This is a genomic window from Streptomyces sp. GD-15H (assembly GCF_045291515.1).
Taxonomy (GTDB): Bacteria; Actinomycetota; Actinomycetes; order Streptomycetales; family Streptomycetaceae; genus Streptomyces.
Map to the genome: position 1 here is coordinate 8,193,353 of NZ_CP149447.1, position 26,485 is coordinate 8,219,837.

Consider the following 26,485-nt stretch of genomic DNA (forward strand, 5'->3'; position numbering starts at 1 on the left):
GTGAATCAGGAAACCGTCACCGCACCTGGTGAACCGATCGTCGGCACAGTCCACATCCGCACCTTGTTCCCCACCACCGCGCACACCGCGCGCTACGCCGCCGAGCGCTGGTTGGCTGCACAACAGGGCGGGCCGGAGGCCGTCGACGACGACAGCGCGGCCGCCGCCTGTCTCCTCATCGCCGAACTGACCGCGAACGCGGCCCTGCACGGCCGGGTGAGAGGCAGGAACGCGCGCCTCGCCCTCACCCTGACCCCCGCCACCCTGCGGATCGAGGTCACCGACGCGCGAGGCGAACGTCAGCCCGTGCCGACCTCGGCCGCCGATACCGACGGCGAGTCCGGACGGGGCCTGCTCCTCGTCGCCTCGCTCGCGGACGCCTGGGGCTGCGAGCCGTGCTCGCCGGGCGGCAAGACGGTGTGGGCGGAGTGCGCCCGGCGGGCGGCCCTCAGGACGAGCCCCGACTCTCCCAGCGGTCCCGGAACCACGTCAGCGTCTCGGTGAGCAACTCCCGGTTGCACTCCTTCTCCAGCAGGGACAGCCGGATGTTGGGGCGCAGCTCCAGCTTCCCCTCCGGGAGGTCGACACCGTCCAGGGCGTTGAGGCGCGTGAGGAGCTCGGCGCGCAGCGCGCGGTCGGTGAACGGCTCCCGCGCAGCCATGTACTGGAACACCACCTCCGCCGTGCCGCCGCGTCCTGCACCGGGGTAGAGCGTCATCGGCCAGATGCCGCGACCGGGGCCGCCGGCCTCGCCGAGCATGAGGTACGCGCTCGTGGTGACGTGTCCCGCGCCGTGGCCGATCCAGCCGCCGAGCCCCTCCCAGTGGGCGAAGAGCGCGCGGACCGCTTCGACCGTCTCGGGGGAGTCGTCCGCGGCGAGCTGGCGGAAGAACCGTTCGGCGCGGGTCTCCGCACCCGGTGCTTCCGCGGTTCCGTCCTGCGCGGTGTCCTCGCCGTCCGCCCGGTCGTCGTCCGTGCCGGCGAGCAGCACGGCGAGGTCGTCGGCGGTGAGCCGCTGGGCCGGGTCGGCGGCTCCGGTGGCCGTGAAACGGACGCCGTCGGCGGCCAGCCGGGCGCGGACGTCGTCGCTTCCCGCGTCCTGGGGCGTCGCCCACCGGAAGCCGTCGGAGACCTTGCCCTCGGAGGTGAGGACACGGTACGCGTTGGCCACCCCGGGGGTGTTGGCCAGGTGGTTGCCCACGGCCTGGGCACCGGAGCCGAGGAACGCGGCGAGGTCGCCGTACGAGGTCCAGGTGCCGTGGGGGAGAGCGGCGAGGACCTGGTGGGCGAGCTGCCAGTCGCGGTTGCGTTCCGCGCGGCCGACTCCCCGCAACGGGGCCGGCCACAACGCGATGGCGCGGTCGGCGAGTTCGTCGGCGCGGGCCAGTATCTCGCGCACGCCCCAGCGCTCGGTGGCGGCGATGCGGCGGTTCATCTCCAGGTGGCTGCCCCGCAGCAGGTCCTGTTTGCGCTCGAAGGGGTGGTTGGACAGCTCTGAGTTGACCGCGGTGAGTGTGAGGTTGCCGAGGGTGTGCTGGAGCCGGGCGTGCAGTTCCTCCGCGGTCTCGTCGTCGGCGGCTTCCTCGCTCAGCGCGCGCAGCCACTCGTCGCCGGGCGACTGCGGCATGACGTGTTCGACGGTGAGCTGCGCGGCGGCGAAGTCGACCGGTTCGGGATGCCCGTAGCTCTCCTCCAGCCGTTGCAGCACCAGTCTGCGCTGCTGCCACCGGCCGTACTGGTAGAACGGCGCCGTCCTGATCTTGTCGTGCAGTTCGGCGTCGTCGGGCCAGAAGCGGTTCTCGGAGGAGAGGAGCCGGTGCAGTCCCTCGGTGACGGGCACGTCGAGCGGGAGCTGTCCAGGCACGGCCTGGAAGATCCGGTTGAGGTTGTTGACCGGGACCCGGCAGATCATCCGACGGACGAGGAAGCTCTCGATGTACGCCAGAGCGCGGGCGGTCTCGGAGGAGTCCAGTTCTCCGCGCTCGCGCCGGTCGAACAGCAGCATCAGGGCGGGGTAGGTGACGGCGGCCTGCCACGCGTCCAGGCGGCGGAGCGCGGCCTGGACCGTAGGATCGGGTTCCTCCTCGGGGTGCAGCAGTCGGCGGAAGAGGGCGCTGTGACGGTGCAGGTCCCTGATGTACTCCTCGATCTCCGCCTCGCCCGCCCTTCTTTCCTCGAAGCGCTTTTGCTGGGCCGAGTACAGGTCCTGGCGGCGGACCCGGTCGTCCCCGTCGAGCACCAGTTGCAGCCACATGAGCTGTTCCAGCTCGTCGTTGCTCAGACTGTCCTGCAGGGGGAGCCAGTGGGTCTCGTAGACGTGCTCGCCGCGCATCGGAAGCCGCATGAAGAGGTAGTTGCGCAGCAGGTCGGCCTGGCTCAGCTTGAGGCCGGTGTTGTTGAGCGACTCGAAGATGCGGTGCACGTTGTCACCGCGCTCGGCGGTCACCGCCACCAGCGTGAGCCGGGAGGTGATCGCCTGCTCGATGCGGAACACGTCCTGCGGAGCCGCCGGGTCGTCCGCCTCGACGAGCTTCTTGCGGAAGAAGGCATAGGCCGTGGCGACACCGCTGCCAGTGTCCTGATCGGTGAGGGAGCCGCGGATGTGGGCGGCGAACTGCGACCGGTCCGCCTGTGTCGGCAGCAGACGGAGGTGGTCGTTGCCGCTCTTCCGCTTGTTGATCAGGTATTCCTCGCCGATGCGCTCGGCCTCGTCCGGCTGGGTGGCCGCGACATGATCGCGGATGGCGGCCAGGGCCAGGGACAGCGTGGTCAGCCGCTGCTGGCCGTCGACGACGAGCCAGCGGGGGAAGGTCACCTCGTTCTGCGGTGACGGCGCGAGCACGACCGAACCGAGGAAGTGCGTGCTGCTCGCCTTGCCCTCCTCCGACTCGAGCAGCTCGGCCTGTTCCAGGATGTCGCTCCACAACTGCTTGAGGTGCTTCTCGGTCCAGGAGTAAGTCCGTTGGTAGAGAGGCACCTGGAACTGCTGGGCCCGGCCCTGCACGAGATCGGCGAACAACGTTTCCTTGGCCTGCATGATGGCCCCCTCGATCCTCGATCGTCCGCCGCCGATTACATCAGGCCCGACCGACCTCCGTATCGGAAAGCCCCATGATGTGTGGAACCCTTGGATATTCGGTCACATCGCATGAGTGACGGCTTTGCCGGCTCAAACTCACACGCGATATCAGCATCGCCGTCCCACGAGTACGAGCCCGGGGCGAGACGGTCGTCGTCTCGGAGGGGCCGGGCGGCGCCGGGTACGAGAGCCACGACTGGTGCGGTCGGGGCCGCCCGCACGCGCGTGCCGGATCCCGGGGCGCGGGACACCCTCATCCGCTGAGGAAAACCCTGCGCTCCGGCCTCCACGCGCTGCTGGAAGGTGCGCCACGCGCCGGGACGACATCGACGGCACGCTGCATGCACGAACCGAGGGAATGCCGTCGCTCCCGCTCTTCGGCAGGGTCAACCCCTACTGAGCGCGGCCCGGAAAGCAGCTGCTACGCATGCCTGCGAACCTTCCGGAACGAGCGCTTCCATGAGTTGCTGAGCCCTCGGGAAGCCGTATCACTCCTTCACGCCCTGAGCGGCGGGAGGGTTGGTCAATAGCGGGAAACGGACTCACGCCGAGGGGCTTCCGCCGGACCGCTTCACATGCGGACCGGTCGGCCTCGTCTCTCGTGCCGACCGCCGCACCCCGCCGCGGAGCAAGCCGTGTGGCGGACTGTCGGAGGCGCGGTGAGACTGGGAGGGAACGGCGTCTGGAGATGGGTGGGTCATGCACACCGTCGAGGAAACGATCGAGGTCGCGGTCCCGGTGCGTACCGCGTACGACGCATGGACGCAGTTCAAGAGCTTTCCCCGGTTCATGACCGGGGTGCAGCGGGTCGACCAGATCAGGCCGGCCGCCACCCGGTGGGTCGTCGGTGCCGGACCAGTGCGCCGTGAGGTCGGGATCGAGATCGTGGAGCAGGTGCCCGACTCGCATCTGGCCTGGCGGAGTTTCGAGCGCCGGCCCTCCCACCGCGGCGAGGTGTCGTTCCGGAGCACCGCGGCGGGCACGACGGAGATCACCGTGCGGGTGCGGGCCGAGGCGCACGGCGCCGCCGGTGTGCTCGCCGCCGTCCCCGGGGTGACCCGCCGTGTGGTGCGGTCCGGGCTTCGGCACTTCAAGACGTACATCGAGGGGGTGGGGGAGGCGAGCGGAGCCTGGCGCGGGACCATCCGCAACGGACGTGTGCAGCCCATGGAACCGAAACCGCCCCGAAGCCGGGTGCCCTGCTGGCCCGTCGGCTGAATCCACCGACTCCACCGAATCCACGGGCGGGAACAGTCCACGTGAGAGGCGACCCGATGAAGAAGCCCCCCGGCGAAGAACCGAAGGACGCGCTCACCACGACCCCGCCCCAGAGGTGGGCCGCGGGAGTCCCCGCGGTGAGGCACGCCCTGGAGTACTCCCTGGAGCAGACGTCCCCCGGCGTGTCGGCGAGACGCTGCTGACCATGAACCAGGTCGACGGCATCGACTGCCCCGGCTGCGCCTGGGCCGACCCCGCCCGGGGAAACGGCACCGCAACGAGTACTGCGAGAACGGTGCCAAACACATCACCGACGAGGCGACGGGGCGGCGGATCACCGCCGACTTCTTCCGCACCCACCCGGTCTCCGAGCTGGGCAGGCGCTCCGACATGTGGCTCAACCAGCAGGGCCGGCTCACCGAACCGATGGTCAAACGGCCGGGATCCGACACCTACGAGCCGATCAGCTGGCATGACGCCCTCGGCCTGCTCGCCGACGAGCTGACCGCGCTCGACTCCCCCGACGAGGCCGTCTTCTACACCTCGGGCCGAGCCGGCAACGAGGCCGCCTTCGTCCTGCAGCTCTTCGCCCGGGCGTTCGGCACCAACAACCTGCCCGACTGCAGCAACCTGTGCCACGAGTCCAGCGGCTTCGCCCTGCACGAGACGCTGGGCACGGGCAAGGGAACGGTCAGCCTACACGACCTCCACCACACCGACCTGATCTTCCTGGTGGGCCAGAATCCCGGCAGCAACCACCCGCGCATGCTGTCCGCACTGGAGGAGGCCAAACGCAACGGTGCCCGCATCATCGCGGTGAACCCGCTGCCGGAAACCGGACTGAGGCGGTTCAAGAACCCGCAGAAAGCGCGCGGGGTCATCGGCCCCGGAACCCAGATCGCCGACCGTTTCCTGCACATTCGCCTCGGCGGCGACATGGCTTTGTTCCAAGGTCTGAACCGGCTGCTGCTGGAGGCCGAGGACGCCCGGCCGGGGCAGGTGCTGGACCACGACTTCATCCGCGCCCACACCACCGGCTTCGACGAGTTCGCCGCACACGTGCGCACCGTCGACTGGCAGGACGTCGCCGCCGCGACCGGTCTGATGCGCGAGGAGATCGAGCAGGTCCGGGACGAGGTGCTGCGCAGCCGGCGCGTCATCGTCTGCTGGGCCATGGGCATCACCCAGCACAAGCACGCCGTCCCCACCATCCGCGAGTTCGTGAACTTCCTGATGCTGCGCGGAAACCTGGGCAGGTCGGGCACCGGCGCCTGCCCGGTCCGGGGGCACAGCAATGTGCAGGGCGACCGCACCGTGGGCATCTGGGAGCAGATGCCGGACTCGTTCCTCGACGCGCTCCAGCAGGAGTTCGGCTTCGACCCGCCGCGCGCCCACGGACTGGACTCCGTGAACTCGATCAGGGCGATGCGCGAGGGCCGCATCAAGGTCTTCCTCGGCCTGGCCGGAAACTTCGTCCGGGCCGCCCCGGACAGCGCGGTCACCGAGGACGCCGTGCGCAGGTGCCGGCTGACCGCCCACATCTCGACCAAGCTCAACAGGTCGCACACCGTGTGCGGCGACACCGCGCTGATCCTGCCGACCCTCGGCCGTACCGAACGGGACCTCCAGGCCTACGGGGACCAGTTCGTCACCGTCGAGAACTCGATGAGCGAGGTGCACACCTCCCGCGGCCGCCTGAGGCCGGCCTGCCCCTGCTGCTCAGCGAGGTCGCCATCCTGTGCCGGCTTGCCCGCCGCACCCTCGGCGACCGCGTCGACGTCCCCTGGGAGCAGTTCGAGGCGGACTACGGGACCATCCGCGACCGGATCTCCCGCGTCGTGCCGGGACTGCACGACTTCAACCGGCGCGTGGCCCGCCCCGGCGGCATCCAGCTGCCGAACCCGGTCAACGAGGGCGTGTTCCGCACCGCTTCCGGCAAGGCCCTGTTCACCCGCAACACCGGGGAGGCGCCGGGCGCCCCCGAGGGACACCTGCTGCTGCAGACCCTGCGCTCGCACGACCAGTGGAACACCGTTCCCTACACCACCGACGACCGCTACCGGGGCATCCACGGAAGCCGCCGGGTGGTCCTCGTCAACCCGCGCGACCTGGCGGAACTCGGCCTGACCGAGGGACAGCGGGTGGACCTGGTCGGCGTGTGGACGGACGACACCGAGCGCCGCGCCGAGGACTTCAAGGTGGTTCCGTACCCGAGCGCACGGGGCTGTGCCGCCGCGTACTACCCGGAGACCCAGGTCCTGGTGCCGCTCGACAGCGTCGCCGAGGTCAGCAACCAGCCGGCGTCGAAGGCCGTCATCGTCCGACTGGAGCCCACCGCCCCCCGGCCGGAGACCGCCGCGCGTTGAGCCACAACGGATCTCCGGGGCCGGGCGCGCGGTCGGGCCTTCACGTGGCGGCGAACCGGTCGAGTGCCGCGACCGTCAGCGCGGCGATCGCCGGGCGCAGGGCGCTGCCGATGTGAGGGGCGAAGTGCGGGGAGTGGTTCGGGGCCGGCGGTGGTGCGGCGTCCGGGCCGTCGGTCGTCGTCCGGCGCCATGCGTCCGGGTCCGCCACGCCCAGCATCCAGTAGACCAGCGGGATTCCGCGCTCCCCGTGGATCGCGGCTCCGGCGTCCCCGAACAGGGGGAAGTCCTCCGTGGCCATCGACCCCGGCCAGGGCAGCACCCGCGCGGGCCCCAGGAGCCCCGCATGGGCGCGCCGTACCGACCCGGTGGTGTGCGGATCGCACCGCAGGGCCGCCGAGCGGGAGGCGACGGTCACCTCGGGTTCCCGGGGAGCGCCCGCCGCGGCGCTCTCGGCGTGCACGATGCGGCGCACCGTGGACAGCGCCCGGTCCAGGGACGCCTCGCCGGCCGCGCGGACCGCGATGCCGAGCACGGCGTGGTCCGGTATGACGTTGGCGGCCGTTCCGGCCCGCACGGTCCCCACGGTCAGCGTCACCTGGTCGGCGGGTGCGGTCTCGCGGGCGACGACGCTCTGGAGCCGGGTGACGACGGCTGCCGCCATGACGACCGGATCCACCGCCAGGTGCGGGGTGGCGACGTGCCCGCCCCGTCCGTGCAGCACCACGTCGAGCACCGCGCCGGCCGCCGCCATCGGTGTCTGCTCCGCCGCGTGCGTGACGGTGCCGGAGGGCATCGGCGCGGCATGCTGGGCGAGGACGACATCGGGTCTGCCGAACCGTTCGTACAGGCCGTCGCGCAGCATGGCCTCGGCCCCGGCCAGCGTCTCCTCGGCCGGCTGTCCCACCACCAGCAGGGTGCCCCGCCATCGGTCGGACGGACGGGCGAGCAGGTCCACGGCACCGGCCGCCGCGGCCAGGTGCAGGTCGTGGCCGCACGCGTGCATGGCGTCGGCGCGGCTGGCGTACGGCAGCCCGGTCCGCTCGCGTACCGGGAGCGCGTCCAGCTCCGCCCGCAGCCAGACCCGGGGTCCGTCCCCGTTGCGGAGCACCCCGACGACGCCGTGGCCGCCCACCTGGTGGGTGAGCTCGCAGCCGGCCGCCGCGAGGCGCCGGCCGAAGTGGTCCGCGGTGCGGGCTTCCTCTCCGGGCACCTCCGGATGCGCGTGCAGGTCCAGGTAAAGCGTGAGGGCGGGCCGCAGCGCCTCACCGGCGCGGGTGAGGAGCTGCTCGGCGCCTGGCGGCAGCGAGCCGTGATCGGGTGCGGGCGGGGCCCCGGGCCCGGCACCGGCCGGTCCCGGGGCGTGGGGGGCGTGGGGGGTGAGGTCATGGACGTGCTTCGGGGAACGGCCGGGCCTCCGTCGCGGCGCGGGGAGGCCCGGGAGACGGGCTCACGGGAAGGGGTGCGGGGCCCGGCGGATCTCCGCGTCGGTGAGGTCGCGGTCCCGGTGCCCGCCGCGCCGCAGCGCGGTACGCAGCCGGGGCATCAGCAGAGCCCGCTGCCGGTTCCAGCCGAAGTCGATCGGCAGCAGCCCCGGCACCACCGTGCTCACCGTCCGCAGCCCCATCCGTTCCTGCTCGGGCGAGGTCTGGTCGACGACGATGACGTCATGGCCCGCCCGGACCAGTTCGTCCCGGACCACGCCGACGTCGTCCCGCAGGTCGCCGGTGCGGGGGCGGCCGTGGCACTCCCCGTCCCGGTACACCTCGTCGAAGGGGCGGACCTCGGACGGCTTCAGGTAGTCACGCGCGTACGCGGCCATGCGGGGCAGTCCGTAGAGCTGGGGGTGGTCCTTCAGGTGACGTACCAGGAAGAAGTCGTCGGCCATGGCCTCCAGCTCGCCGCGGCGTTCGGCGGTCTGCCGGGCCAGGTGCGGGATGTAGCTCAGTACTTCGGAGAGCGCCCCTCGACCGCGGACCTCGGGTCCAGTGAGGCCGCGGCCGCGAAGGACAGGGTGCCCGGGCCCCGTTCCGGCGGACGCCGACCACGGTGACGGCCGGGATCGCCAGGGCGATCCGGTTGTCGAGGACGTGGACGTCGTAGCCCTGCAGGGCGGCCCGCTCGGCCATGGCGACCGCCGTGGGACTGCCGACCGTTTCCAGGTCGATGCGGGGCAGCCGGGCCGCGCCGTACCAGCCGTTCAGGAAGGAGTCTCGCTCGACGAGTTCGAGCAGGCCGCCCAGGACGGCCTCCTCCAGGCACCCGCCGATGGCGCAGCCGTTGGAGCACTCGAAGACGAAGTTGTCGTCGGCCAGCGGGATGCTGTAGTAGACCAGCCGCGACGGCACCAGGACGGCGCGCTCGTCCCGCAGCGACCAGCCCCACTCCCAGGGAATGGGCCGACCCGGATCGAAGGGCTCGACCGAGGGGCCGCCCCGGTAGGTCTCCGGGCTGTACAGGCCGCACACCGCCGGGTCGATCGCGTCGGATCCCAGTTCGTCGTACGAGCCGATCACCGGCGCCGAGCCGCCGCGCCGGTGGGTTCCCGCGTACCGTTCCAGACCCTCGAGGAACGCGAGCCGGCGGCTGGTGGCGAAGGAGTTCTCCTGCCCGCTCCAGGTGACGTCGTGGAGCCCCGCGTACCCCCGTACGAAAGCGCTGCCGGCCACCGGGGCGGTGGTGGACGAGGTGACGTCCGTCCAGGTCCCGGCGCCCAGGGCGCCGCACACCGGATTGGCCAGGGCATCCGTGGGCAGCGGGTACGCGAAGGCCGAGCGCAGCCGGTAGGTGCCGGGATCCGGCTTGGGACGCGGAGCGAGGGTGAGCGACCGCACCTCGTCCGCCGCCTGGGCCCGGGCGCGTGGACCGCAGTCCGGGCACAGCGGGTCGGCGAGCAGCGGATACGTCCTGACCGTCAGGTTCGTCAGGTTCGTCAGGTCCAGCCGGGTCACCTGGGGCAGGGCGCGGTCCGCCGGGTGCTCGGCGGGAGGCACCGGGCGCGGTCCGTGCAGCAGGGCCTCGCACAGCGCGGCCACGGTGTCGTGCACGTGACCGGTGAGCAGCGGCCAGGCGCCGGCCGGGCGGGGCCCGTCGGTGTCGCTGGTCTCCAGGGCGTTGCGCTCACTGCGGCTGGGCGGCCGCTGCCACCGCAGGGCGAGGCAGCGGCCGCAGGCGGGAGCGTCGCCGTCGCCTCCCCAGGGGCCGAGCAGGACCGCCGAGGCGCTGACGTGGACCAGCGCCGTCGGACGCTCCGCGGCCCACGGGTCCCGGGCCCCGGCGTCCCCGCCGCCCGCGCCGACGGCGCCGACCGGCACGACCCGTGGGGCGTCGGCGCCGAAGCGGCCGTCCAGGAACGCCTGGAGGGTGCCGCGGGCCTGCTCCATCGGATGCGGAAGCGGGCGGGTCGCGGTGGTCAAGAGGTCTTCGTCCAGCGGAAGGTGCGCGCCGCGATCACCCCGAAGACGACGGCGAACGCGACGAGCCCGAGAGACCCCACGCCGATGTCGGACAGGTCGCCGCGGCCGATCAGGGCGGCCGACACCGCGTCGTTGAGATAGCGCAGCGGCATGACCAGCGAGATCTTCTGCAGCCAGTCCGGCATGGCGTCCAGCGGGAAGAACGACCCGGACAGGAAGGCCATGGGCAGCATCAGGAAGTTGGCGATGCCGACGACCGACTCCGGGGTGTCGGCGATGCTTCCGACGATCACCCCGAGCAGCAGGCCGGAGAGTCCCGGGTTGTTCCTCGTCGAGGAGCCCGGTGTCGAGGAGCCGCTCGAGCAACTCCTCGGCGTGTGTCTCGAGGACGGAGAGGGCACAGATCGCGGCCGGTGCGGTGATCTGCCCGTCCAGTCCCGCCAGGCCCAGGTGCGCATCGGCCACCGGGGCGAGCAGCCGGTCCAGGGCACCGTCGAGGGTCAGGGGCACCGACATCCGGGGGTCGTCGGGCAGCGCCAGCCGGGCGGGCAGGTCCCGCCGCAACCACGCGGCGTGGTCCGCCAGGCGCAGCTTCGGCCGGGTCAGCAGCCGGGCCGCGACGATCCGCAGGGCCAACTGGATCTCGCAGACACGTTCCAGCACGCGCAGGCGCTCCTCGACCAGCCGGGGCACCTCGTCGCGGTGCAGCAGCTCGGAGGGGACATTGGCGAGAAGCGGCCCTTGCCACAGGCCGAGTGCCGTGCGCAGCAAGGGGAGTTCGGACTCCCCCGCCCCGGCCGCATCGGCCACCAGGTCACGGAAGTGCAGCAGGTCCAGGGTGTCGCCGTCGGCCGGGAGACGGTAGCCCCCGGCGATCGCGACCACGGACTGCTCCTCTATGTCGTAACTTCGCGAAGAGGCGGCGTAACCGCAGGACGCAACTCTGCAGGGCCGCCTTCGCCGTCGCCGGCTGCTCGTCGCCCCAGACGACCTGCCGGAGACGATGCGTCGGGACCACCTCGCCGGGGCGGATCAACAGCGCCGCCAGCAGCGACGTCGGTTTGGCCGGCGGAAGGACGGCCACCTCGCAACCATCGGTGATGCTGAGTGGGCCGAGCAACTGAAAACGCGATATTCCCCGTTGACTTTCGAACATCTGCCGAACCGGCTTGTCACGGCCCGCTTCGGGAAGCGGATTCCTGTCGCCATGGCCGCCCTGGTCAAGAGCGGTGACTTGTACGGGAACCCCTTGCCCGCACTCCGACGAGGGCAGGTATGAGCACATGCGAAGTCGGTGTGCACGACATCAATCGGCCTTGTGGCAGTGGTGAGTTCCTATTGGCGTAGACCGACGGTCAAGAGGGGTCGTGAAGAGCTCGAAGGACGCACCGCTGCCACTGGTGATCAGTCAAATGCCGCTAAAAACAACATCGTTACTGGTGGATGGCCCTGTCGGTGTCGGCCGAGGCGGACGCGTCCGGCAAAGCAAGCGTCTTGCTTGTAGGGGTTTGCCTAAACGATGTCTGCAGCGGTCACTCCCGTCCCGGCCGCACCGGCGTCCGGCGCCTGGCGGCGCGGCCGGAGCGGGCATGACGAAGGCCCGGTAGGCGCCCACCCCTTGAGGGGAGGGAGCGCCGACCGGGCGACTACTTCGCCGGACTTGAGATCAGGCGGAGCAGGAGGTGGTGCTGCAGGTGGAGCTGGAGGTCGAGGTGGAGCTGGTGCTGGTGCAGCCGGCCAGCACGACCTCGCTGGCGTCCGAGTAGTCGGAGATCTCGAAGGTCTCGGCCTCGAGCTCGAGGATCTCGTCCGCGAGGGTGCTCAGGTCCTTGTTCACGGTGTCTCCCGAGCGGTCTGGGCGGACCGCCGTGGCCGGCTGCCTCCGCCGTGTGGTTACGGGACCATTCCAGCGGCCTCCGCTCACCGTTCGGCATGTCTCCCGCTGGCATCCCGCTGGCATTCCGCTGGCACGCGCCGCCGGTGTGCTCGGACCGGGCGCCGAGTCTGTGGGACCCCCCATACGGGACCACCAGGGCACCAGGCACACTCTGGTGTTGTAATCCCTCTTCACAAAGGATGACCCAGGCATGATCACGCTCACCAAGGAAGACGGCCCGGCCGACCTGGACGGAGTGACCCACCTGTCCATCGGCGTCTCCTGGGACCCCACCGCCGGCAGCAGTGGCGGGGTGCTGGGCAAGCTGCGCCGCAAGACCGGCACCGACCTCGACCTGATCGCCATCGCCGCGCAGGGCGGGGACCCGGTGCGCCTGGCCGGCCTGGACTCGCTCGACCCCATGGGCAACGGCTCCCTGGTGCACAGCGGCGACAACCAGACCGGGCACGGGGACGGCGACGATGAGACGGTGACCGTCGAGTTCGCCCGGATGCCGCCCCACATCACGTCGATCGTGTTCGTCGCCGCCGCCTTCAAGAAGGGCAGTTCCCTCCAGAAGGCACGCAACATCAGCTTCAAGGTCTACGACGCGACCGGGGGCAGCTCCCAGCAGGTCGCCGACATCTGGCCGAGCCTGCTCAGCCAGGACAACGGCTGCGCCGTGGCCAAGGCGATCCGGGTCGGCGGCACGTGGAAGCTCGAAGTGATCAATGAGACGGGCAAGATCAAGCAGGGTGACGAGCATGCCCTGATGCGCTTCGCCGTCAGCAAGTAGCACGTCCCCGGGGGCCCGGAATCCGAGGGGTGCCCGGGCCCCGGGACATGGCCCGTGCTGTCGGCCGCCGACGTCGGCCCTGTCCGGCGTGTCGCCGAATTGCCGGGAGCAGGCAGGAACGGGTGCCGTACGGCTGCCCATTCGGTCGCTGGCGGGTTCGGCCCGCTGGGCCGCAAGCCCGACGGAGAGTGAACGGTCCGGACGGGCTGTCTGTGTGGGTGGATTTCGAGGCCCGGCCCAGTGAGTACTACCGCCGGCTCGCTCAAGCCGTGGGCGGCCCTGAACGTGTCGGGGCCACGCGGAAGGCCAGGCACACGACGGGCGTGTCATCCTGAACCGGCGTGCCCTCACGCTCCCAGAAACGGCGGTGCCCGGCGCGCCACTCGTCGAGGGAGGCGTCACCCTCGCCCTCGGCGGCGGCATGTTCCCAGGTGACCCCGATGAAGGACGTCAGCTCCACCCCGGTGACCTCGATGGTGGCGATGGAGTCGCCGTCGTTGTTCAGGAGGGCCAACCGCTCACCGACGAACTCCAGACCCTCGGTCTCCTCGACGTACTCGGCCAGCAGACCAGTGGTGGCAGTCTTCCGTCCGGCCAGGACGAGAGAGTTCAATTCGGTCCGCAGGTCGTCGGGAGTACCGAGTTCCATCGCGCGCATACCGTTGACACGTGGCCACACTGCAGCACCGCCTCACTGGATCATCCGCGCCGATCGCGGTTCACTTCGTGAGGAGCATTATGGACTTGGGTCGGGAACGCCGTCCCCTCACGCCCGGTCCGTCAGTTCCTCCGCGTAGACCTGCGACAGCGGCTGGGGTCCGACGTACTGCTGGCAGTTGCACTCCCCGGCCTCGTAGCGCAGCGGTTTCCTGTTCTCGTCCCAGGCCGTCGGCACCTCGACGCGCTCGTGGCACCGCCCCTGTTTGTCGTGCTTGGCGAGGTGGTGGGTGCACCCGCACACCGGTTCCGGGGGCTTGTGCGCCGTTTCGACGGCCAGTCGTTCCCGCTTCGTCGCCTCCAGCAGTTCGAGCCTGCGCTCGTGCCGGTTGCGCAGTGCGGTGCGGACGAGGTCGGCGGCCCACGCGAAACCGCCTGTCCAGAAGAGAATGAGTACCCACCAGAACCAGTTCATCGGCTTCCCCCTGTCCGGCGCGCAGCCACCCCGCTGCCCCGGTGCCGGGTCTCCACACCGGGTACGAGGTCAGGAGAAGCGGGAGCGCAAGGGGGAGGTCGGAACGGGCATGCCGCAGCGCCGGACCGGGTGGCTCCCCGCGTCTCACACGGGAAGCCGCGGCACGCTCTCGAGGAGACGGCGGGTGTACGGGTGCGCGGGGGAGCCCAGTACCTGTGTCGTTTCTCCCTGTTCGACGACACGTCCGCGCTCCAGGACGGCGGTGCGTTCGCACAGGGACGCCACGACCGACAGATCGTGGGAGACCATGACGACGGTCAGACCCTGTTCCCGCTGCAGTTCGGCGAGCAGATCGACCACGGCGACGCGTGTCGTGACGTCCAGCGCGCTGACGGGCTCGTCGGCCAGCAGCACCCGCGGATGGCACACCGTCGCCCGGGCGATCGCGATGCGCTGGCGCTGGCCGCCGGAGAACTCGTGCGGATAGCGCTGTGCCGCGTCCGCCGGAAGGCCCACCCGCTCCAGCGCCTCGGCCACTTTGGGGGCCGCCGTGGCCTTCGAGTCGAGGCCCAGGGAGCGCAAGGGCTCGGCGACGATGCCGCCGACGCGGCTGCGGGGGTCGAGCGACGAGTACGGGTCCTGGAAGACGCACTGCACGCTGCGCCGGAAGTGCCGCATCTGCCGGCGGTCGCGCACGTTCAGCCCGGCGCCGTCGAAGCCGACCGTGCCCCGGGTCGGCCGGGCCAGGCCCAGGAGCAGCCGCAGCAGAGTCGTCTTGCCCGCGCCGGATTCGCCGACGAGCGCGACGCTGTGGCCGGCCTCGACGGTGAGGGAGACGTCCCGCACGGCGGGCGTGGCGCTTCCCCGGTGGTGCAGCGAGACGTTGTTCAGCTCCAGGACCGGCGGCGGTGTCATCGGGCGTCTCCCAGGTTCAGAGCGGACTCCAGCCGCCGGGCGCTGCCCACCAGTGCCTTGGTGTAGGCGTGGCTCGGTGAGCGGACGAGGTCGAGGAGGGTGCCCTCCTCCACGGCGCGGCCCCTGCGCATGACCAGGGCACGGTCGGTGATCCTGGCGACGACGGCGAGGTCGTGGCTGACGAAGACGACGGCCATGTCGCGTTCCCGGACGAGCGTGTCGATCAGGTCGAGCATCTCGGCCTGCACGGACACGTCGAGCGCGGTGGTCGGCTCGTCGGCGATGAGCAGCTTCGGGTCGCAGGCCAACGCCATGGCGAGCGCGACCCGCTGGCGCTGGCCGCCGGACATCTCGTGCGGGAAGGAGCGGGCGATACGGCCGGGTTCGGCCAGCCGTACCTGTTCCAGGGCCTCGATGACGGCCTTCTTCAGGGCGGCGCCCTTGAGCCCCCGTCGTCTGCGCAGAGGTTCGGCGACCTGCCCGCCGGCCCGCATCAGCGGGTCCAGGGCGGTGAGCGGCTCCTGGAAGACGACGGCGGCGTCTCGCCCCCGTACGCGCGTGAGGTGCTCCTCGCGCGCGCCGACGATCTGGGTTCCGGCGAGTTCGACGCTGCCGGTGGCGGTGATGCCCTCCGGCAGCAGGCCGAGGACCGCCAGCGCGGTCAGCGACTTGCCGGAGCCCGACTCGCCGATGAGGCCGAGCCGTTCGCCGCGTGCGACGGTCAGCGACAGATCGTCGACGAGCGTGGTTCCGTCCGCGGTGCGCAGGGTGAGGCCGCGGATGTCGAGGAGGGTCATGCGCGCCTTCGCCGGGTCGTCGGGTCGAGGGTGTCGCGCAGGCCGTCCGCGACGAGGTTCACGCCCACGACCAGCAGAACGAGCAGCACGCCGGGAGCGAGCGCGCCGGCCGGTGCGGTGGTGAAGGTGGCCTGCGCCTCCTGGAGCATGCGGCCCCATGAGGCGTGGGGCGGCGGTGCGCCCAGGCCCAGGTAGGACAGGCCGGCCTCGGCCAGGACGGCGAGCCCGAACTGCAGGGCCAGGTTGACCGCGAGGGTCGGCCAGATGTTGGGCAGGATGTGCCGGGCCACGGTACGCGGCCAGGACGTGCCGGAGATACGGGCCGCGGTGATGTAGTCCTGGTTCAGGACCCGTTTGGCCAGGATGCGGGTCAGCCGGGCCACGACCGCGCTCTGTGCGAGTCCGATCGCCAGCACGGCCGAGCCGAGCGTCGCCGAACGCGCGGCGACGATGAGCATCGCCAGTAGCAGTGTCGGGAAGGCGATCAGGATGTCGAGGAACGCGGAGAGGGTGTCGTCGAGCCAGCCCTGCGCGAAGGCCGCGAGCAGCCCCAGCAGTACTCCGACGGTCGCCGCGATCAGGACCGAACCCAGCCCGGCCTCGACGGCGATCCGCGAGCCGATCATCACCTGGGTGAACAGATCGCGTCCGAGTTTGTCGGTACCCAGCAGATGGCCGTTCCCGGGAGCGGTGAGGCGTCCGCCGGAGGTGTCGTCGGCGTCGTACGGGGTCCACACCAGCGAGACGAGCGCGAGCAGCGCGATCAGGCCCGCCAGTACGCACCCGGTGAGCAGGGTGTACGAGCGCACCGGGCGGCGTCGTCCGACGGCGGCCTCGGTCATCGGGTGCCCCCCGAGAGGCTGCTCCGCAGCCTCGGGTCGATGATCCGCTGGACGAGGTCGGCGGCGAAGCCGATGAGGAGGACGGCCAGGGTGGAGACGAACAGCACGCCCTGGACGACCGGGTAGTCGTGCTGGGCGATGCCGGTGACGAGCATCGAGCCGAGGCCCGGCAGGGCGAACACCGACTCCACGACCACCGCGCCGAGCAGGGTGGACGCCAGCTCGATACCGAGGACGGAGACCACCGGCACGGAGGCGTTGCGCAGCCCGTGACGCCACATGGCCTGCCCGAACGAGGAGCCCAGCGCCCGTGCCGTGCGCAGGTAGTCACTGCCCAGGACGTCCAGGGTCGCCGAGCGGACGTACCGGATCAGCGACGCGCTCATCACCAGCGCGATGGTCACCACGGGCAGCACCAGCGACCGGATCGCCTCGCCGGGCAGCGACCAGCCGTCCGGTGGGAATCCGCCGGCGGCAGCCAGCCCGCGTTCAGCGCGAACACGGCGATGAGAATCATCCCGAGCCAGAACACCGGTATGGCGATGCCCAGTTGCGAGACACCGCTGAGCAGGCCGCCGTACCAGGTGTGCCGCTTGTACGCGGCCACGAACCCGGTCGGCAGCGCGATCAGGACCGCGAGGACGAACGCGGCCAGCGTCAGCGGGACCGTCACGTCGAGCCGGGCGGTCACCTCGGGCCCGACCGGCAGCGTGCTGACGAACGAGGTCCCGAGGTCCCCGCTCGCCAGCTGCCCGAGCCAGTGCGTGAACTGCTCGGGCAGCGGTTTGTCGGACCCGATGGACTGCCGGGCCGCCGCGATCTGCTCGGGGCTCGCGCCCACCGTGGTGAGCGCGTTGGCGGGGTCGCCGGGCAGCAGGCGCAGCAGCGCGAACAGCACCACGCTGGCGAGCGCCAGCGACACCAGCAGGAAGACGAAGCGGCGCAGGAGGTACCGCGTCATCAGCTCTTCTTCTTGATGTCGTAGGCGAAGAACTGCGAGTTGAGACCGTTGAGCGGGTAGCCGGACAGCTTGGTGTTCGCCACGACGATCTGCGGGTAGAGGTAGAGCCACTCACTGGCCGCGTCCTCGGCGGTCTTGCGGTTGACCTTCTTCAGCAGCTCGGTCTGCTCCTCCTCGGTGGCGGCCGCCTCGGCCTCCTCGACCCAGCGGGTGACCTGCTTGTCGTCGTAGCCCCAGTAGAAGTCGGGGTTGCCGTACCAGACCAAGTCGCGGTCATTGACGTGCTCCTGGAGCGTGGCCGTGAAGTCGCGGTTCTGGTAGATCTTCGTGTACCACTCGTCCGACGTGATCGTGTTGATCTTGACGGTGATGCCGACCTTGGCCAGCTCCGACTTGATGAACGTCGCGGCGGTCGGGTGCGGGTCGTAGTTGGGGGTGTCGAGGGTGAAGGTGAAGCCGTCCGCGTGACCGGCCTCCTTCAGCAGCTCCTTGGCCCGTGCGGGGTCGTGGGTGTCGACCTCGGTGAGGTCCTCGTACCACGGGTCGGTGGGCGGCACCATCGAGCCGATGAGCTTGCCGTAGCCGCCCCAGACGGATTCCAGCAGCTTCTTGTCGTCGATCGCGGCGGAGACGGCCTGCCGCACCTTGACGTCGGTGAAGGGCTTGGCCTTGTCGTTGAAGGCGAGCAGCAGCTTGGTGGTGGAGTTGCCGTCGTTGACCTCGTAGTTCGGGTTCGACGTGAACTGGTCGAGGGCGTCGGGCGACTGCTCGCTCGTGACGACGTCGACGGCGTTCGTCAGGAGCGCGTTGTTCAGCGCGGTCGCGTCCTTGTAGTAGTGGAAGACGACCTGCTTGTTGGCCGCCGCCTCACCCCAGTAGTCGGCGAACCGGTCCAGGCTCAGGGCCGATCCGCGCGTCCACTTCTTCAGCCGGTACGGCCCCGTACCGTCCTCGCTCGTCTTCAGTTTCTTCGCCTCGGAGTTGATGATCCAGACGTAGGAGAGGTGGTAGACGAAGGAGATCGACCGCTTCGACAGCGTGACCTTGACCGTCCGTGCGTCGGGGGTGGCGATGTCCTTGATCACTTCGAGATTGCCCTTGCGGGCGGACTGCGAGTCCTCCGCGAGCACCCGCTCCAGGCTGTACTTGACGTCCTTGCTGCTGAGCTGCTTGCCGCTGTGGAACGTCACACCGTCCTGCAGGGTGAAGGTGTAGGTGAGGCCGTCCTCGCTGACCTCGTGGTCCTTGGCGAGCAGCGGCTCGACCTCGCCGTCGTCGGCGAGCCTGAACAGTCCTTCGTAGACGTTTCCGTTGAGGGCCTCGGTGACGCCCTGGCCGCCGCCCGCCGTGTTGTCCAGGTTCTGCGGCTCGTAGAGGGAGCCGATGTTGACGGTGGCGTCCTTGTCGTACGTGCCGCCCGCGGCGCCGCCGCCCCCCGAGCCGCCGCCGCACGCCGAGAGGACGAGGGCGAGGGTGACCGCGGTGGCGGTGCCGTACAGGGAGGCCTTCTTGATGTTCATGACAGGGTGTGCCTTCGTGCTGCGGGGAGGGGGAGGAAAGACAGCGGAGGGGATCAGCGCTGCGCCGGGAAGCCGTCGCGGAAGACGGGGAGCTTCTCGCCGGCCTCGACGGGCAGGTGGAAGCGGTTCTGCCGCGGCGGCATCGGACAGTTGTACTGGTCCGAGAAGCCGCAGGGCGGGACGAAGGCGCGGTTGAAGTCGAGCACGACCCGGCGGTCGTCGTCCGCCACCCGCCGTACGAACAGGAAACGCCCCGCTCCGTAGGTGGTGGCGCCGTTGGTCGGGTCGCCGAAGACCAGCAGCAGGGCGCCGTCGTCGTCGAAGGCGCTGAGCGTGTACGTGTGTCCGTCCAGCGTGAGCTCGATGTCCCCGGGGACCACCAGGTCACGGGTGCCGCCGTTGTCGCGGATGTGCTCGAAGGGGACACGCCGGGCACCCGGCGCCGGTGTGTAGGAGGCTTCCAGGACCCACGCCGGGTCGTGGGGGAAGACGTCGGTGCCGTCGAAGCGGAGGAGGGCCGGCGCCGCGGAGTCCCAGAACCGGAGCCCGTACTCGGACGCGCCGGTGACGGGGTCGGTGCGCTCCAGTGTGGTGACGGTCACCGTGTCCGGCTGCTCCGCACGGGCCGCCTCGGCGTCGGGAAGCTCACCGGCCGGCAGCCAGCGGGTCTCGACCAGGGCGAGGTTTCCGGTCGGTGAGGTGAGCGCGCGACGGCGCTCGGCACGCCAGATGTCCCACTCCGCCGCGGAATCCGCGGCGGGCGGGAAGGGGACGGCAGAGTGGGACACGGTCTGGCTCATTCACGTCGGGGTCGGAGGCGATCACGCCGCGCAGTGTCACGCCGCGTAAATTGATGCCCAAAGCATGGACTATATGATCCATAAGTCGATCTAATGTCAAACCGCGTGTCGGACCGTGAGATCGCGCACATGTGAGGGCGGCGTCCGGTTCCGTATTAGTCCGGCTCACGCACGCGGGCGCAGCCCCAGGGGGTCGCTTCCGCCAGGAAACGGTCGGCCCCTCCGCCGTGGCCCCACGCGGCGAGCGGTTCTCCCTCTACGGAGTAGCGGTCCCCGCGCCACGTCGAGGGCCCTGGACGCCCGTGAGCCGGCGGACAGCCGCCGGGGCTTCGCGGACGCGGCCCGCCACGCGGTCGCGGCGGGCTTCGACGGCGTGGAGGTGCACGGCGCGAACGGCTGTCTGCCCGACCAGTTCCTCACCGACCACCTCAACCGGCGCGAGGACGGATACGGCGGCAGCGTCGAGAACCGCGTGCGCCGGGCGGCGAGGTCGTGGACGAGGTGCTCCAGGCCGGGGCTCCCGAGATCGCGGTCGGCGTCCGCATCTCCCAGTCCGAGGGCAGCGCCTTCCACCACCGCTGGGCGGCGGCGTCGAGGAGGCCGAGACCATTTTCATCACCCTGACCCACCCCCCGCCACGGAGGGGCTCAACCTCCTGTTCGTGAACCTGCGTCCCGCCCGTCCGTCACAGCGGCGCCGCCCCCCGCAGCCGGGCTTCCGCCCTCAGGAGGGGGCGGCGGGTTCCGGTGTCCGCTCGCTCAGGGCTGTCTGTCCCCGAGGGCCGCGTCCTCGACGAGGCGGCGGAGCCATCGGTGGGCGGGATCGTCGGTGACGGTGCTGTGCCAGATCGAGCTGACCGTGTAGGTGGGCATCGGCAGGGGCGGCGGGGAGGTGGTCAGGCCCAGGGCCCTGGCGTAGACGGCGGCCGCGTGGGTGGGGAGCGTGGCCAGGGCGGGCAGGGTGGGAAGCTGGAGGGCGGCTCCGGCGAAGTGGGTGGTGGAGGCGATCACCCGGCGGTCGAGTCCACGTGCCTCCAGGATGTCGTCGACGATGCCGCGCCGGCCGTCGTAGGAGATCAGCAGGTGCGGGTGGGTCAGATAGTCGTCCAGGGTGATCGGGGTCCCGAGGGGCAGCAGGCGGTGATCGAACAGGCAGGTGTAGCCGGAGTCGAACAGGTCGTGGCTGCGGTGGTCAGCCCCGTGGGCGGGGGCGGCGGACACACCGAGGTCGATCTCGCCCCGGTCGATCATGCCGGTGACGGTGTTCCGGTTGGCCTGCCGTACGGCGAGCCGGACGCCCCGCAGTCCGGCGGTGGCGGCCAGCAGCCGGGGCATGAGCGCCGCCTCCAGATCGTCGGACATGCCCAGGGTGAAGACGTGCCGGGCCGTGCGGGGGTCGAAGCGGTCCCGGTCGGTGACCACGCCGTGGATCAGCCCGAGGGCCGGCTCGATACGGCGGGCCAGTTCGACGGCGCGCGGTGTGGGCTCGACACCGCCACCGGTGCGGGTGAACAACTCGTCGCCGAACAGTCCGCGGAGCCTGCCCAGGGCGGCGCTGGTGGCACTCTGGCTCAGGTGCAGGGCGGCGGCGGCCCGGGTGACGCTGCGCTCTCGCATCAGAGCGGAGAAGACGACCAGCAGGTTCAGGTCGGCCTTCCGGAATTCGGTCTCATAAATGTCGATCATCGCAAAGATGAGTTTGCCGGATGAGCGTGAGGGTTCCTACGGTCGACGCATGACTGCTGCCCCTGTCGCGCCCGCTCAGCCTCCTCGCACCGTGACCGTCGCCGTCGTCCAGGCGGCGGCCCCGTTGTTCGACACGCCGACCGCGCTGACCCGGGCGGAGGAACTCATCCGGGAGGCCGCCGGCCGGGGCGCCCAGGTGGTCGTGCTGCCCGAGGCGTACCTCGGCGGCTACCCCAAGGGGCTGGACTTCGGCATCACGGTCGGCAGCCGCACCCCGGCGGGCCGCGACCTCTTCCGCCGCTACCACGCCGCGGCCATCGACATTCCCGGTCCGGAGGTCGAGACCCTGGCCGCCGTCACACGAGAACTCGACTGCCACGCCGTGATCGGCGCCGTCGAGCGCAGGGGCGGCACCCTGTACTGCGTCGCGCTCTTCTTCGGCCCCGACGGCTACCTGGGCCTGCACCGCAAACTGATGCCCACGGCAGGCGAACGCTACCTGTGGGGACAGGGCGACGGCTCCACCCTCCCCGTCATCGACACCGGCACGGCCCGCCTCGGTGCGGCCATCTGCTGGGAGAACTACATGCCGCTCTTCCGCACCGCCATGTACGCCAAGGGCGTCGACCTGTGGTGCGCGCCGACGGTGGACGACCGCGAGGCATGGCAGTCCACCATGCGGCATGTCGCCCTCGAAGGCCGCTGCTTCGTCCTCAGTGCCTGCCAGTACCTGCGTCGCGACGCCCTGCCGGCCGACCTCCACCCCGTCCAGGGCGACGAACCGGACACGGTCCTGATCGGTGGTGGCTCGGTCATCGTCTCCCCACTCGGCGAAGTCCTGGCCGGGCCACTCCGCGACGGTGAGGGCATCCTGACGGCCGAACTCGACCTCGACGACCTCGCCCGTGCACGCTTCGACTTCGACCCCGTCGGCCACTACGCCCGCCCGGACGTCTTCACGCTCGACGTCGACGAGTCGCCCCACCTGCCCGTGGCCGGAAGCTGATCGCGTCCGCCCGGGAGCGGTGACATCCGCCGGTGTCCAAGGGGCTCGGCACCATCGCGTCCGGCAGCCGCCGGATGAGACCCTCAGCAGTGTCCAAAGGCCATGATCCGTTGACCGCTGACGGCCGCACCGCCTTCGCGCAAGTGACCGAACGGGAGTTCTCGTGACGTACGACATCGACGCCATCCGCGCGCAGTTCCCCGCCCTGGCCGCCGGGATCGCCCACTTCGACGGTCCCGGTGGTTCGCAGACTCCCCGGCCCGTCATCCAGGCCATCGCCGACGCCCTGTCCCTTCCGCTGTCGAACCGCGGCCACCGCGTGGCGGGGGAGCGCAACGCCGAGACCATCGTCACCGACAGCCGCCGGGCCATGGCCGACCTGCTGGCCGCGGATCCGGCCGGGATCGTCTTCGGGCGCAGCGCCACCCAGCTCGCCTACGACTTCTCCCGCGTCCTCGCCAGGACCTGGTCACCGGGGGACGAGGTGGTCGTGACCCGGCTGGACCACGACTCGAACATCCGACCCTGGGTCCAGGCGGCCGCCCAGGCGGATGTCACCGTCCGCTGGGCCGACTTCGACCCGGCCACCGGGGAGCTGACCCCCGCCGACATCGAGGCCGTCCTGTCGGAGCGTACGCGGCTGGTCGCCGTGACCGCGGCCTCCAACCTGATCGGTACGCGTCCCCGGATCGCCGAGATCTCGCGTCTGGCGCACGACGTCGGTGCGCTGACGTACGTCGACGGCGTGCACTACACCGCCCATTCCCTGGTCGACGTCGCGCAGTTGGGCGCGGACTTCTTCACCTGCTCGCCGTACAAGTTCCTGGGCCCCCACCACGGCGTTCTCGCCGCCCGTCCCGAACTGCTGGAGACGCTGCGTCCCGACAAGCTCCTGCCCTCCACGGACGCGGTGCCGGAGCGCTTCGAACTCGGCACGCTGCCCTATGAGTTCCTCGCTGGAACCCGTGCCGCCGTCGACTTCCTCGCCGGATTCGACGCGGGCGCCGAGGGGACCCGGCGCGAGCGGCTGGCCGCGGGGTTCCGGGTGCTCGAGGAGCACGAGGAAGCCCTGCGGGCACGGATCGACAAGGGACTGAGCACCCTCGACGGCCTCACGGTCCACTCCAACGCAGCCGATCGCACCCCCACTCTGCTGCTGACCTTCGACGGCCGCAGCACGACGGACGCCTACGAGTTCCTGGCGGACCGCGGCGTCCACGCGCCGTCCGGCTCCTTCTACGCCCTCGAGGCCTCCCGGCGACTCGGCCTGGGCGACAGCGGAGGCCTCCGCGTCGGCCTCGCGCCCTACACTCATGCCGGAGACGTCGACAGGCTGGTGGAGGGCCTGGCGGACTTCCTGCGCTCCTGAAAACCGTTCCCGACATGGTGTCAGGGTCTGCAGTGACTCCGGAGTGGGCTGTCGCACTGGACCAGCCACGGCCAGTCCAGTGCGAGACGCACAGGGTGTGTGGCGCAGGGCGGGATGATTCCGGGCCGAAAGGGAACTCTTCGGCGGCGCCATCGGGGCGGCAGGGTCCTCCTGGATCAGCGGCTCAGTCGGCTGTGGCCCGGGTGCGGCGGGCGTAGGTGCGGGCGCGGTCGCCGCAGCGGACGGAGCGCCAGTGGCGGCGTCCGGTCCGCAGCAGGTAGCGGCTGCACGGGCTGGAGGGGCAGGCCGTCAGGCGTCCGGCGTCGGGGCCGGTGAGCAGGTCGGCGGCATTGGCGTCGAGGAGGCCGAGGGCCTGATCGACGATCTGCTCGATGGGGTGGGGGGCGGTGCGGTGCAGGCCGCGGACGGGGTCCCAGCTCAGCGGCGAGGCGGTGGGAACGCGGGTGAGGGCGTCGTTGACGGCGGCCAGGGCTGCCGCGGGGCCGGCTGCTCGCCGACCCGGGCGGCGAGGGGGCCACGTACGTGCTCGCGCAGGGAGCGCATCCGTGCCGTGCAGATCTCCTGCAGTCCTGCGTCTGCCGGGGCCAAGCCATGGTCGACCAGCCGCTGGTTCGCCGCGGACGGTGTGCCGAGGAGGTCGGTGACGTGCCCGCCCGGCAGGGCGACGGTGCTGTTGGCCAGGTCGAGCGCGGGGTACTGCTCGGCGCCCGGCGCCGGTGGCAGTCCGGGGTCGATGGCGCCGGCGGTCACGGTCTCACTCATGCACTTCCCGGTATTGGTTGCACTCATCCGTGACAACGCCTATTGCCGCGGATGGTAATCCTTCTATCCATGAGGTGTTCTCGCTCATGTCAGCAATCAGCACGACCGGCGGGCAGGTTCCCGTCCGCGTCTTCGGAGGCCCGACCGCCCTCATCGAGTACGGCGGACTGCGGTTTCTGACCGACCCCACCTTCGACGCCCCCGGCACCTACGACTCGGGCCTGACCAAGACCGTACCCGCCTCCGCCGCGCCCGCCCTGCACGGCCCCGGAGCGCGCGAGGACCTCGAACCGATCGTCGGGGAGGTCGTCGTCTTCGTCCTGACCGGTGACGGCCTGCCCACGGTCTACGTCAGCGGAGGCAACGCCCAGCTCGGTCTGGTCCAGGAGATCGCCGACCGCTTCGGCCCCGTGTACACCGCCGTCCTCTTCGCCGGCGCGGTCCGCACCGCTCTCCTGGACCGGCAACTGCTCACCCTCGACAGCACCCAGGCGGCCGAGGCCGCCCGCATCCTCGGCGCCCGACGCGTCGTCCCCGTCCACTTCGACAGCTGGGCCCACTTCACCGAGGGCCGCGACCAGCTGGTGGACGCCTTCACCACCGCCGGACTGATGGATCGTGTCCAACTCACCTGATGACACCACCGCAGTGCACGAGCCAAACGTGAGGGCTCCTCGGTGGCGTCCTGTGCCGGGGGTGATGTCAGTGGTGTGGGGGATGCTTGGCGCCCATGTCACCCAGGCAGGAGCCGTTCAGATGCCGATCCGTGTTGCCAGCCGTCGCCGTGCGAGGGCGTCGCTGACCGCTGAGTTCCCTGGTGCGGAGATCATCGATGTGACCTCCAGGGCACCGGAACCGTGGGTGCGGCTGAGTCCCTTCTACCCGCACGGCGGCATCCCGGTCCCCTTCAGCGACGGTGTGACCGGCCAGTCGGTGGAGGGGATCTGGCAGGCCCTCAAGGTTTTCCAGCAGTCCGACGTCGACCCGGCGAAGCTGGAGATCACGACGATGAAGGGGCTGAAGCGGACGGTGCGTCGGTACGGCCCCGTCCAGGGGCACCGCACCGGTCTGCACGGCGACCGGCTGCTGCCCTATGAGACGGCCCGGCGCCGGATCTACCTGCCGGTCTACCGATGGGTCCTCGAACACCGCGTGGCAGACCTGGTCGAGCTGCTCCGCGACAAGAAGGATGTCGTACTGCTGGACTACACCACCAACGGCGACGTCACCCATCCCGCCACCCCGCTCTCCCACGCCGCGCTCGTCCAACTGCACATAGAAGGCCGCTGGCCGCAGGAAGCCACACCCGGGCACTGAGGACAAGGGGGTTGAGGCGGGCGATCGACGTCGGCGACGCATGCCCAGCGGGAGCTCGCTCCGGTCTCCTGGCATCCGCAGGCGGCGTGGCCCGGACCGGCCCGCGACGTCCGGTCCGTAGCGGGTGGGCCGTGATCGGCACGGTCCCCGACGTGATGCCGGCCGCATACAACGCCTCCGTCGGCCGCCGGCGCCCTCCACCACGGCGGCATCCCCGTCCCGCCGCTGGGCCCCACGGACGTGCTCGTCCGTGTCCAGGCCGTGGCCGTCGACCCGGTCGACACCTTCGTGCGGTCCGGCGCCCACGCGCCGCCGACCGCCTGCCGCTGTCGATGACGACGGAGGCCCACCGGAGGCTGGAGGCCGGCGAGGCAGACGAAGACGAGGCCGGCGAGGCAGACGAAGACGAGGCCGGCGACGGCGCGCACGTGCACGGACCTGAGGCCTAAGCCTCGATCCACCGACGTAGTCTGAAGTTGATCTTCTGGTGGGTCTCCGGGCCGGTGGCTGGGTGCGGGCAGGTGGTATCCGCTGGTCTGCCCAGCATTTCCACGGTTCGGTTCCGGTCGGGCCCTTGCGGACGGGGCGGACAGGGACTGTTCGTATCGGC

At 70.9% G+C, this 26,485-nt stretch carries 19 protein-coding genes and 6 pseudogenes; 9 read left to right on the top strand and 16 right to left on the bottom strand.

Annotation, left to right across the window (positions count from 1 at the left end; genetic code table 11):
• Positions 1-504: an ATP-binding protein gene (locus WJ438_RS38855; RefSeq protein WP_406729301.1), complete on the top strand. Its 504-nt coding sequence runs from the start codon at positions 1-3 to the stop codon at positions 502-504.
• Here the strand turns inward: WJ438_RS38855 and WJ438_RS38860 are convergent.
• Positions 449-3,037, bottom strand: a complete 2,589-nt coding sequence (locus tag WJ438_RS38860) for a DUF262 domain-containing protein (RefSeq protein WP_406729302.1) — start codon at positions 3,035-3,037, stop codon at positions 449-451. The two genes, WJ438_RS38855 and WJ438_RS38860, sit on opposite strands and share 56 nt — an antisense overlap.
• A gap of 741 nt (positions 3,038-3,778) precedes the next feature.
• Between WJ438_RS38860 and WJ438_RS38865 the strand changes: the two genes are divergently transcribed.
• Together WJ438_RS38865 and WJ438_RS38870 are read left to right on the top strand one after the other, a co-directional pair.
• Positions 3,779-4,297: an SRPBCC family protein gene (locus WJ438_RS38865; RefSeq protein WP_406729303.1), complete on the top strand. Its 519-nt coding sequence runs from the start codon at positions 3,779-3,781 to the stop codon at positions 4,295-4,297.
• A 56-nt stretch (positions 4,298-4,353) separates the two neighbouring features.
• Positions 4,354-6,663 (top strand): annotated as a pseudogene (locus tag WJ438_RS38870) (FdhF/YdeP family oxidoreductase).
• 40 nt (positions 6,664-6,703) lie between these two features.
• Here the strand turns inward: WJ438_RS38870 and WJ438_RS38875 are convergent.
• From WJ438_RS38875 to WJ438_RS38895, 5 genes and pseudogenes are all read right to left on the bottom strand, one after another.
• A complete protein-coding gene (locus WJ438_RS38875) occupies positions 6,704-7,966 on the bottom strand; it encodes an amidohydrolase (protein WP_406729944.1) in 1,263 nt (420 codons plus the stop codon).
• A 144-nt stretch (positions 7,967-8,110) separates the two neighbouring features.
• A pseudogene (locus WJ438_RS38880) lies at positions 8,111-10,043 on the bottom strand (TOMM precursor leader peptide-binding protein).
• A gap of 29 nt (positions 10,044-10,072) precedes the next feature.
• Positions 10,073-10,381, bottom strand: a pseudogene (locus WJ438_RS38885) (ABC transporter permease); the annotation flags it as partial.
• A 322-nt stretch (positions 10,382-10,703) separates the two neighbouring features.
• Positions 10,704-11,232 (bottom strand): annotated as a pseudogene (locus WJ438_RS38890) (BTAD domain-containing putative transcriptional regulator); the annotation flags it as partial.
• Positions 11,233-11,742: 510 nt separating this feature from the next.
• Positions 11,743-11,913 (bottom strand): thiazolylpeptide-type bacteriocin, encoded by a 171-nt coding sequence (locus tag WJ438_RS38895; protein WP_031128743.1) that lies wholly within the window; start codon positions 11,911-11,913, stop codon positions 11,743-11,745.
• 250 nt (positions 11,914-12,163) lie between these two features.
• On the opposite strand from WJ438_RS38895, the gene WJ438_RS38900 reads away from it, so the two are divergent.
• Entirely contained in the window at positions 12,164-12,748 is a 585-nt protein-coding gene (locus WJ438_RS38900) for a TerD family protein (protein WP_406729304.1), read from the top strand.
• A gap of 262 nt (positions 12,749-13,010) precedes the next feature.
• Here the strand turns inward: WJ438_RS38900 and WJ438_RS38905 are convergent, their stop codons facing one another.
• The 8 genes and pseudogenes from WJ438_RS38905 to WJ438_RS38940 form a co-directional block, all read right to left on the bottom strand.
• Positions 13,011-13,397 (bottom strand): ASCH domain-containing protein, encoded by a 387-nt coding sequence (locus WJ438_RS38905; protein ID WP_406729305.1) that lies wholly within the window; start codon positions 13,395-13,397, stop codon positions 13,011-13,013.
• 117 nt (positions 13,398-13,514) lie between these two features.
• Positions 13,515-13,880 (bottom strand): hypothetical protein, encoded by a 366-nt coding sequence (locus WJ438_RS38910; RefSeq protein ID WP_406729306.1) that lies wholly within the window; start codon positions 13,878-13,880, stop codon positions 13,515-13,517.
• Positions 13,881-14,024: 144 nt separating this feature from the next.
• Positions 14,025-14,795 carry an ABC transporter ATP-binding protein gene (locus WJ438_RS38915; RefSeq protein WP_406729307.1) on the bottom strand — a complete coding sequence of 257 codons (771 nt, stop codon included), beginning with the start codon at positions 14,793-14,795 and terminating at the stop codon, positions 14,025-14,027.
• Positions 14,792-15,592, bottom strand: a complete 801-nt coding sequence (locus tag WJ438_RS38920) for an ABC transporter ATP-binding protein (RefSeq protein WP_406729308.1) — start codon at positions 15,590-15,592, stop codon at positions 14,792-14,794. Before WJ438_RS38920 ends, WJ438_RS38915 begins: the two co-directional genes overlap by 4 nt.
• Entirely contained in the window at positions 15,589-16,434 is an 846-nt protein-coding gene (locus tag WJ438_RS38925) for an ABC transporter permease (RefSeq protein WP_406729309.1), read from the bottom strand. The genes WJ438_RS38920 and WJ438_RS38925 overlap by 4 nt, the downstream gene beginning before the upstream one ends.
• Positions 16,431-17,395, bottom strand: a pseudogene (locus WJ438_RS38930) (ABC transporter permease). The gene WJ438_RS38925 and the pseudogene WJ438_RS38930 overlap by 4 nt, the downstream one beginning before the upstream one ends.
• Complete coding sequence (locus WJ438_RS38935; protein WP_406729310.1) at positions 17,395-18,915, bottom strand: ABC transporter substrate-binding protein; 1,521 nt, start codon at positions 18,913-18,915, stop codon at positions 17,395-17,397. Before WJ438_RS38935 ends, WJ438_RS38930 begins: the two are co-directional and overlap by 1 nt.
• A gap of 53 nt (positions 18,916-18,968) precedes the next feature.
• Positions 18,969-19,715 carry a DUF1684 domain-containing protein gene (locus WJ438_RS38940; RefSeq protein ID WP_406729311.1) on the bottom strand — a complete coding sequence of 249 codons (747 nt, stop codon included), beginning with the start codon at positions 19,713-19,715 and terminating at the stop codon, positions 18,969-18,971.
• A gap of 115 nt (positions 19,716-19,830) precedes the next feature.
• On the opposite strand from WJ438_RS38940, the gene WJ438_RS38945 reads away from it, so the two are divergent.
• Positions 19,831-20,547: a hypothetical protein gene (locus tag WJ438_RS38945; RefSeq protein ID WP_406729312.1), complete on the top strand. Its 717-nt coding sequence runs from the start codon at positions 19,831-19,833 to the stop codon at positions 20,545-20,547.
• Here the strand turns inward: WJ438_RS38945 and WJ438_RS38950 are convergent.
• The gene (locus WJ438_RS38950) at positions 20,474-21,400 is read right to left on the bottom strand and encodes a LysR family transcriptional regulator (RefSeq protein ID WP_406729313.1); all 927 of its coding nucleotides are present in this window, start codon (positions 21,398-21,400) and stop codon (positions 20,474-20,476) included. The two genes, WJ438_RS38945 and WJ438_RS38950, sit on opposite strands and share 74 nt — an antisense overlap.
• A gap of 49 nt (positions 21,401-21,449) precedes the next feature.
• Between WJ438_RS38950 and WJ438_RS38955 the strand changes: the two genes are divergently transcribed.
• Both WJ438_RS38955 and WJ438_RS38960 read left to right on the top strand, forming a co-directional pair.
• Positions 21,450-22,406 carry a nitrilase-related carbon-nitrogen hydrolase gene (locus tag WJ438_RS38955; RefSeq protein ID WP_406729314.1) on the top strand — a complete coding sequence of 319 codons (957 nt, stop codon included), beginning with the start codon at positions 21,450-21,452 and terminating at the stop codon, positions 22,404-22,406.
• A gap of 163 nt (positions 22,407-22,569) precedes the next feature.
• Entirely contained in the window at positions 22,570-23,775 is a 1,206-nt protein-coding gene (locus WJ438_RS38960; protein ID WP_406729315.1) for a cysteine desulfurase-like protein, read from the top strand.
• A 184-nt stretch (positions 23,776-23,959) separates the two neighbouring features.
• Here WJ438_RS38960 and WJ438_RS38965 read toward each other — a convergent pair.
• A pseudogene (locus WJ438_RS38965) lies at positions 23,960-24,558 on the bottom strand (ABATE domain-containing protein).
• 86 nt (positions 24,559-24,644) lie between these two features.
• Between WJ438_RS38965 and WJ438_RS38970 the strand changes: the two are divergent.
• Both WJ438_RS38970 and WJ438_RS38975 read left to right on the top strand, forming a co-directional pair.
• On the top strand, positions 24,645-25,193 hold the full coding sequence (locus WJ438_RS38970) for an MBL fold metallo-hydrolase (protein ID WP_406729316.1): 549 nt from the start codon (positions 24,645-24,647) through the stop codon (positions 25,191-25,193).
• A 121-nt stretch (positions 25,194-25,314) separates the two neighbouring features.
• On the top strand, positions 25,315-25,875 hold the full coding sequence (locus tag WJ438_RS38975) for a DUF6939 family protein (protein ID WP_406729317.1): 561 nt from the start codon (positions 25,315-25,317) through the stop codon (positions 25,873-25,875).
• The last annotated feature ends 610 nt before the right edge of the window (positions 25,876-26,485 follow it).

Excerpts from the sequence above, each read along its gene's own strand:
- WJ438_RS38940 (WP_406729311.1), bottom strand. The coding sequence starts at position 19,715 with ATGAGCCAGACCGTGTCCCACTCTGCCGTCCCCTTCCCGCCCGCCGCG.
- WJ438_RS38915 (WP_406729307.1), bottom strand. The coding sequence starts at position 14,795 with ATGACACCGCCGCCGGTCCTGGAGCTGAACAACGTCTCGCTGCACCAC.
- WJ438_RS38935 (WP_406729310.1), bottom strand. The coding sequence starts at position 18,915 with ATGAACATCAAGAAGGCCTCCCTGTACGGCACCGCCACCGCGGTCACC.
- WJ438_RS38910 (WP_406729306.1), bottom strand. The coding sequence starts at position 13,880 with ATGAACTGGTTCTGGTGGGTACTCATTCTCTTCTGGACAGGCGGTTTC.
- WJ438_RS38955 (WP_406729314.1), top strand. The coding sequence starts at position 21,450 with ATGACTGCTGCCCCTGTCGCGCCCGCTCAGCCTCCTCGCACCGTGACC.
- WJ438_RS38860 (WP_406729302.1), bottom strand. The coding sequence starts at position 3,037 with ATGCAGGCCAAGGAAACGTTGTTCGCCGATCTCGTGCAGGGCCGGGCC.
- WJ438_RS38905 (WP_406729305.1), bottom strand. The coding sequence starts at position 13,397 with ATGGAACTCGGTACTCCCGACGACCTGCGGACCGAATTGAACTCTCTC.
- WJ438_RS38920 (WP_406729308.1), bottom strand. The coding sequence starts at position 15,592 with ATGACCCTCCTCGACATCCGCGGCCTCACCCTGCGCACCGCGGACGGA.
- WJ438_RS38925 (WP_406729309.1), bottom strand. The coding sequence starts at position 16,434 with ATGACCGAGGCCGCCGTCGGACGACGCCGCCCGGTGCGCTCGTACACC.
- WJ438_RS38970 (WP_406729316.1), top strand. The coding sequence starts at position 24,645 with ATGTCAGCAATCAGCACGACCGGCGGGCAGGTTCCCGTCCGCGTCTTC.
- WJ438_RS38865 (WP_406729303.1), top strand. The coding sequence starts at position 3,779 with ATGCACACCGTCGAGGAAACGATCGAGGTCGCGGTCCCGGTGCGTACC.
- WJ438_RS38900 (WP_406729304.1), top strand. The coding sequence starts at position 12,164 with ATGATCACGCTCACCAAGGAAGACGGCCCGGCCGACCTGGACGGAGTG.
- WJ438_RS38950 (WP_406729313.1), bottom strand. The coding sequence starts at position 21,400 with ATGATCGACATTTATGAGACCGAATTCCGGAAGGCCGACCTGAACCTG.
- WJ438_RS38975 (WP_406729317.1), top strand. The coding sequence starts at position 25,315 with ATGCCGATCCGTGTTGCCAGCCGTCGCCGTGCGAGGGCGTCGCTGACC.